This window comes from Staphylococcus caeli (genome assembly GCF_051413795.1).
Classification (GTDB): Bacteria; Bacillota; Bacilli; order Staphylococcales; family Staphylococcaceae; genus Staphylococcus; species Staphylococcus caeli_A.
This window is the reverse complement of record NZ_JBOIRQ010000027.1, coordinates 21386-28241: the sequence shown is the minus strand read 5'-3', so window position 1 is coordinate 28241 and position 6856 is coordinate 21386. Positions and strand designations below refer to the sequence as shown.

At 32.2% G+C, this 6856-nt stretch carries 5 protein-coding genes; 1 reads left to right on the top strand and 4 read right to left on the bottom strand.

The window, feature by feature from the left end:
- Positions 1–116: 116 nt before the first annotated feature.
- Positions 117–1997: a DHA2 family efflux MFS transporter permease subunit gene (locus ACSULM_RS11355; RefSeq protein WP_436862825.1), complete on the bottom strand. Its 1881-nt coding sequence runs from the start codon at positions 1995–1997 to the stop codon at positions 117–119.
- Positions 1998–2010: 13 nt separating this feature from the next.
- Complete coding sequence (locus ACSULM_RS11350; protein ID WP_436862822.1) at positions 2011–2658, bottom strand: HlyD family efflux transporter periplasmic adaptor subunit; 648 nt, start codon at positions 2656–2658, stop codon at positions 2011–2013.
- Positions 2659–2785: 127 nt separating this feature from the next.
- Between ACSULM_RS11350 and ACSULM_RS11345 the strand changes: the two genes are divergently transcribed.
- Positions 2786–3334, top strand: coding sequence for a TetR/AcrR family transcriptional regulator (locus tag ACSULM_RS11345; RefSeq protein WP_436862819.1), 549 nt, complete (start codon positions 2786–2788; stop codon positions 3332–3334).
- Positions 3335–3452: 118 nt separating this feature from the next.
- Here the strand turns inward: ACSULM_RS11345 and ACSULM_RS11340 are convergent, their stop codons facing one another.
- Together ACSULM_RS11340 and ACSULM_RS11335 are read right to left on the bottom strand one after the other, a co-directional pair.
- Positions 3453–4673 carry a multidrug effflux MFS transporter gene (locus tag ACSULM_RS11340; RefSeq protein WP_436862816.1) on the bottom strand — a complete coding sequence of 407 codons (1221 nt, stop codon included), beginning with the start codon at positions 4671–4673 and terminating at the stop codon, positions 3453–3455.
- A gap of 355 nt (positions 4674–5028) precedes the next feature.
- Positions 5029–6414, bottom strand: coding sequence for a zinc ribbon domain-containing protein (locus ACSULM_RS11335; protein ID WP_436862814.1), 1386 nt, complete (start codon positions 6412–6414; stop codon positions 5029–5031).
- Between the last annotated feature and the right edge of the window lie 442 nt (positions 6415–6856).

The window sequence follows — 6856 nt, the reverse complement described above, 5'->3', positions numbered from 1 at the left end:
GATAAAAATAAAGAAAACGATAATTTCTACATTATTTCAATAGAAATTATCGTTTTCTGTTTAGTCAGAGACATTTATGTCCCAGCCTGTTAATATTATTTAACTTAAATTTACAATTATTGCTCTTTAGACATGTAATGCGATTTCCCTTTTAAGAATATACTTAAAACAAATGAAAGCGCACTAAGTCCTGTTGCAATAAGAAATGCGCTATTCACACCATTAATTGATGCAAGTTTTTGCACAAATTCTAGTATTTGTGATGTAGCCATTTGTTCGCCACCCATTGCTTGTGCCATTTCTTGTAAACGATCTTTAATAAATGGATTTGTTTTATCTAAGGATTGAGCATAACCTGCAGCATATTGCGTTGTTTGTGTTGACATCACTGTAACTAATAACGCTGTTCCAATAGAACCTGCAAGTTGTCTTAAGGTATTCGACAATGCGTTACCATGCGCAATTAATCTTTGTGGTAATGCATTCATACCTGCAGTCATAATTGGCATCATGATAAAACTCATACCGAAAGAGCGGATAATGTAAATGAACATTAAATGTCCATATGTTGTATTCATATTTAATTTTGTTAATTCCCATGTCGCGTAAGTCATTATTGCAGTTCCGACTAAGGCTAATGGTTTGATACCGATAGTATCTAGCAGCTTACCAGCAATAGGTCCCATTACACCCATGATTAATGCACCTGGCAATAATAATAGTCCAGATTGAACGGGTGTAAAACCTCGTAAATTTTGTAAATATAGTGGTAGTAAAATCATACCGCCGAATAAACTCATTGTCACAATCATATTAATGACTGTAGTCAAAGTAAATCCTGAATATTTGAGTACTTCTAGGTTTAGCATAGGTACACGCATCGTTAACTCTCTAATAACAAATGCAATAATAAAGATGACACCTAGAATAAGTGAAATGACTACTATAGGTGAACTCCAGCTATTATTACCCGCTTCACTGAATCCATATAATAATGCGCCAAAACCAATAGTACTGAAAATAATACCTGGAACGTCTGCTTTTGGATTAGTAGTAACTTGGTAGACTCTAAACCATATATATGAAATTGCCAATGACACTAAGCCAACAAAGAACATGCCATAAAACATCACATTCCAATGGAAATGTTCAACAATATAACCTGATAATGTTGGTCCAATTGCAGGTGCTAAAATCATTGCAATACCTAATGTTCCCATTGCTGCACCACGTTTTTCAGGTGGGAAGATGGTCATAAATACGTTGGTACCTAACGGCATCAAGATACCGGCACCAATTGCTTGTAGTACACGACCAACCATCATCATTGTAAATGATCCTGACATACCACAGACAAGTGAACCTATCGTAAATAATGTCATCGCTACTAAGAATAATTTGCGATATGAATACTTATTAAATAAATAAGCACTGATTGGTATTAAGATACCGTTCACTAGCATAAACCCTGTCATTAGCCATTGGCCTGTATTTGCTGAAATATTAAAATCGGTATTTATCTTAGGTAATGCAACATTCAATAATGTTTGGTTTAATATGGCAATGAACATACCAAATACCATTGCAAGTAAAACTTTGCCTTGCGTAGTTCCTTTACCAAACATAAACGAGCTATGCTTTTCTTTTAATTTTTCATTAACTTTTGCTTCTTCAGAATTTGGATTAATTTTTTCATAATCTTCCTCTGACTGTTGTTTTACGTCAGCATCATCAATTTGTGTATTGAACGTTTCGACATTTTCTTGTTGTGGTTGCTGACTTGAATCTTCTGACTCCTCAAATGATTCATCTGAATCATCTGCATGGTTCACTTTAAATTTAGATTGATAATTATCATTAGACACTTTATTTTCATGTTTTGTTTGTTCCATAGTTTGGCTTACTTTTTTATGTTTTCTTTTAGATAGAAAAACATTTAGCAAACCTACTAAAATGAGCGCTATAACTACGTAAACTATAATGAAGGTCATTGTCATTTATAGACCCCCCTTAATTTTTATGAATTTTAACTTCAGCGTTCATTCCTGGAACAACATTTTTAGATGGTTTTGAATCAAGTGAAATTTTCACAGGTACAACCTGAGATACTTTTGTATAATTACCATCCGTATTTGATGAAGGCATCATTGAGAAACTTGAAGCTGTAGCTTTACCTACTTCTTCTACTTTACCTTTAAGTTCTGCGCTTTCACCGTCAAGTTTAATATCTACATCTTTACCTTCTTCAACATCTGCAATATCTTTTTCATCGACATTTGCAGTAATGTAAGAGTTATCTAAATTATAAGCATAAGCAATTGGAGTCCCTGCTTGAGCCATAGAACCTTCCATACCATCAGTTTTTACGATTGTACCATCTTGAGGCATTTTGACGTCCATATTTTGTGATTGTCCACTATCACTTTTAGCAGTAATTTCAGCGACTTTGTCACCTTTATTAAGCTTTTCATTGTTTTTTACATCGAACGATTTGATTTCACCAGAAGCTGGGGCTGAAATTTTAATTTGTTCTCCATCAACTTTAGCGTTATCTGTACTTACAAAACTTGTAGCTTGATTATAAAAATGGAAACCGACTACTCCTATAATCACAAGAACTACAATGGTAACGATGTTTATTAATACCATTTTCTTCATTACTCTTTCCTCCTATTTGCTTTTAAAATTCACTTTATATATTATAGATACATGTTCAACAAAAAAACACCAACACTTGTATAAAAAGTGTTGGGTAAGATAGCGTCGCTTTTTTGAAGGAGAAAATATGAAACAAAAAGCAAAAGCAAAAATCATTCGAAATATGATTACTTTATTAGAAGAATACCCTTTTGAAAATATCACGATTAAAATGATTTGTGCTTATAGTGGCATTAATCGAACTACCTTTTATGATTATTTCATCGATAAATATGACCTATTATCAACAATTCAAACTTACCATCTTAGACACTACAAACAAATATTAAATGTACTTTACGATAGTTTCGATATTAATGAAGTTAACCACGACAAGCTATATCAATTTTTCAAAGTAATCTTATCTTATATCAAACGTCATTATGGCTTCTTTAATGCTATATTTGTGACACATCCAAACCGTGACTTGTTTACCGACTATGTGAAAATCACCAAAGAAACATATACAAAAATGTTAGATGATTATACAACTGTATTAAAGAAGAAACAATTCGTTACCTATGCCATTGGAGGACAGATTGGTATTATTTATTTTTGGATTCGAGAAGGTTGTGAAGAAACACCAGAGGAACTGGCTCAAATCTTACTCGCAAATGCAATTAAGCTGCGTCGTTAATTCCAATTCCTTAAATTTTGTCTCTTAATAACTCAAAAAATTTAGGATAACGAAATAAAGCATCACACGATTCTATTAATGAATGTGTGATGCTTTTTGTAATTATTTAAAGTATAAATTAACCTTTGTTTACAGATGGTATATGTTTAAAAACATAATAATTGATGATTTGTAGTATGATCAATAACACGCCCGCTATAGAAATGATGAAAACATAAGGAATGTAGCTATGTTCCCCCATTGTGCCTACTAATGGTGATACGAGACCACCCAATAAGAATTGAATCAATCCCAATAAACTTGAAGCACTGCCATTACCACCCGTACGTTCATCCATAGCAATAGAAAATCCCAGAGTCGCAACCCCAGTTACAGGTGCCACTAATATAATAAAACCTATAAATAGCAACCATATGGATGCATGTGCAATTAATGTCATTATTACAACTACAACACCTATTAATTGTAAAATTGTTAGTATTCTTAAAAGCACTTGTCGATCAATATAATCAACCATTTTCCCAGTAAGTTGACTTGAAATAATCAAAGTAATACCAATGGTTGCAAACATTATACTAAAATGTTGTGCAGATATGTTGTATATACGCTGAGTAATAAATGGCGATGCAGATATATAACTGAAAAGGATGATAAATGTTACGCCTTGAATGAGCATCGGTAAAACAAAACGCGGTGTCTGTAATAGCTGTTTGAAATTTTTAAATATACTGGCAAGATGTGGACTATCTCTTTGTTCTGCAGCCAATGATTCTGGGATTTTGAAAAGTGTTCCCAATAACATGCATACTCCGAATATCGTTAAAATGACGAATACCATGTGCCATGTAGCAAACGATAGTATAACGCCACCTAATGCAGGTGCAATCACTGGTGCTACGCCATTGACAAGCATAAGAAGTGCTAAAAATTTCGTCAATTGCTTACCACTATATAAATCGCTAGATATCGCTCTAGAAATCACTGCACCTGCACCACCACAGAAACCTTGAACAAATCTCAAAACAATCATGAACCAAATATTATCAACAAATATAATGCCTACACTCGCTAACGTAAAAAAGAACATTGCGATAAAGAGTGGTTTTTTCCGTCCGATTGCGTCTGAAATTGGACCTACAAATAAATTACCTATTGCTAGACCTATCATGAAAAACGACAGGGTTAATTGTACATTGGAAGTTGTAGTATTAAAGTCTGATTGTATTTGGGGCAACCCAGGCAAAAACATATCGATTGATAATGCACCTATCGCTGTTAATGCACCTAAAATCACTACAAATGACAAGGGTTGTTTATGTTGATTTGATTGATTAGACATTGTTTCTTCTCCTATTGAAGTTAAATTTAAAACTATATGTATAAATATAGGTGACCTTACAATCATTACTTTTAAATTACGCAAATCACAAATGTTCTTGGAATATTGCATTCTACTACCGTGATGGGTATTGTTACTTCAATACAATACTCGAATCATTTAACTATATACACATTCATTGTTTTTATTATATCTTTATCTACATCGCTTTAAAACCATATTAGACAAATTAAATCATAGTTAATAAAAAAGAGAGTGACAAACAATGATCTAAAATATTTTGATCACCTTGTCGCACTCTCATTTATTATTAATTCTTTTAGCATGAGGAACTTGTTACGTCACTTATCTAGGATTACTCAGAGTATTTTACTACTTTGAAGTCATTCTCGCTATCGTCGCTTTCTAGTTGATAATCAACTTTGCCATATTGCCCATTTTCCTTTAATGCTTGCGCAGTAACATAAAAAGTATTGCCCTGTTTAACTATATCCGTAATTTGAGGTTGTTGTATAAAAGACATTCGATTTGATTTCACACCACTTTTAGTCGACTTATAATTATCTGTGTCTTTCTTTAAGTAACTTGAGACTAATGAAAAGTCACTTTGGCTGTGTGCCATATTGATTGCCGCGGTGTAATTACCGAAAAAATTAGCCACCTTATTTCTGAAACTATTTTCCTCTTTTTCCTTTTTATCAACGTAATCTTGAATTTCATCATCATCAAAAGTTAACGTTACTTTTGTTTTGTCTTTTAGATTATCAGTCTTCACAGTTGTTTCTGCAGTCTTGAAAGTCTTTTTCTTAGCTTGCCCTTCTGCAGATATTGTTAGGTCTTTTGTTTTCGGATAAGGACCAATTTCTTTTGATTTTGCATAATCATAGGTCTTATCATTGATTTTTACTTTAACTGAATCCTTATCAATTTCAGAAGCACCCTCGAGTTCAATTTGGATATAGGCTTCATTAAAGTCTTCATGAACATCTACAGTTTCAATATTACTATTATTAAAATTAAATTTCAGTTGTCCTTCAAATTGTCCGTTATCAGTTTCTTTTTTACTATCTAATGTATAATTTCCTGGGATAAACTTCCCTAATGAAGTCGTTTTATTTTTTTCTGCAACAACTGTTTTCTGTTTATCATCTGACTTGAATTTATACTTAGTATCATATTTCGTTTTAATGATAGCTTCTTTAGTTGGTGCCGTAAAACTCATGTTGTCAAAAAACATATAACGTCTACCATTCTTGCTAATACGCAACACATTTTCACCATTTTTCGCCGTTACATAATCAGATTCTTTCGTGTCACTTTCGTTTAATTTCTTGATTTTTTGATTAACATCTTTCACAAAATTTTTCATACCAACTTCATCTCTTATGTATTGGATATAGGCAGTCGCTTCATTGTTATCAACGCTATTATTTTGTGTACTTAAAATTGTAGAAAGTTTCTGTGTATCATTATTATCAACTGCATTTATTAATATATCGGACTGTGCTTCAGGCGAATTAAAGTTTTTTAACAAAAAGAAAATAATAACCAGTAAAACGATGATAAAAAATGCAATTCCCCACGGAATGATTTTTCGTGCCCTGATATTAGTTGCTATTACATTATCTTTTGATGGGCGTTTCATGCTTTTTGTATCATCCTCACTCAACAGATGTCCACAATAGCCACATTTTCTCTGTCCGTCCCTAATATTTCCACCACATTTAGGACACTTTTGCATTTTATCACCTCATTACTTTTAAAATTCACACTATCACGACATTTTACACGACATTTTAACATATAATATGCCAAAACCACATTATAACGCCCACTACTATGCCTATTTAATATACTTTAATTATTTATCTCAATCTATTTGCTACTCTTATTATTATATGAAAATTAAATTGAAAATGATATACATAATTAGTCCAATAGAGAGATTTTAAACGTGCATTTGTGGAGGATTCAAATTTGTGTTAATCAAATCACAAATCCTGTATAAATATATTAATAATTAACTCAAACATTGTCTACAATTAATCAATTATTACATTTAAAATTTCAAGCGTTGGTCTGTGTGTAAATAATACCAGTATTTTTATGACTAAAAAAGTTATATCCGCATTCACTAATGGTTAAAACTTCCTTTATAAATTTCCCAATATTTATAATTTACA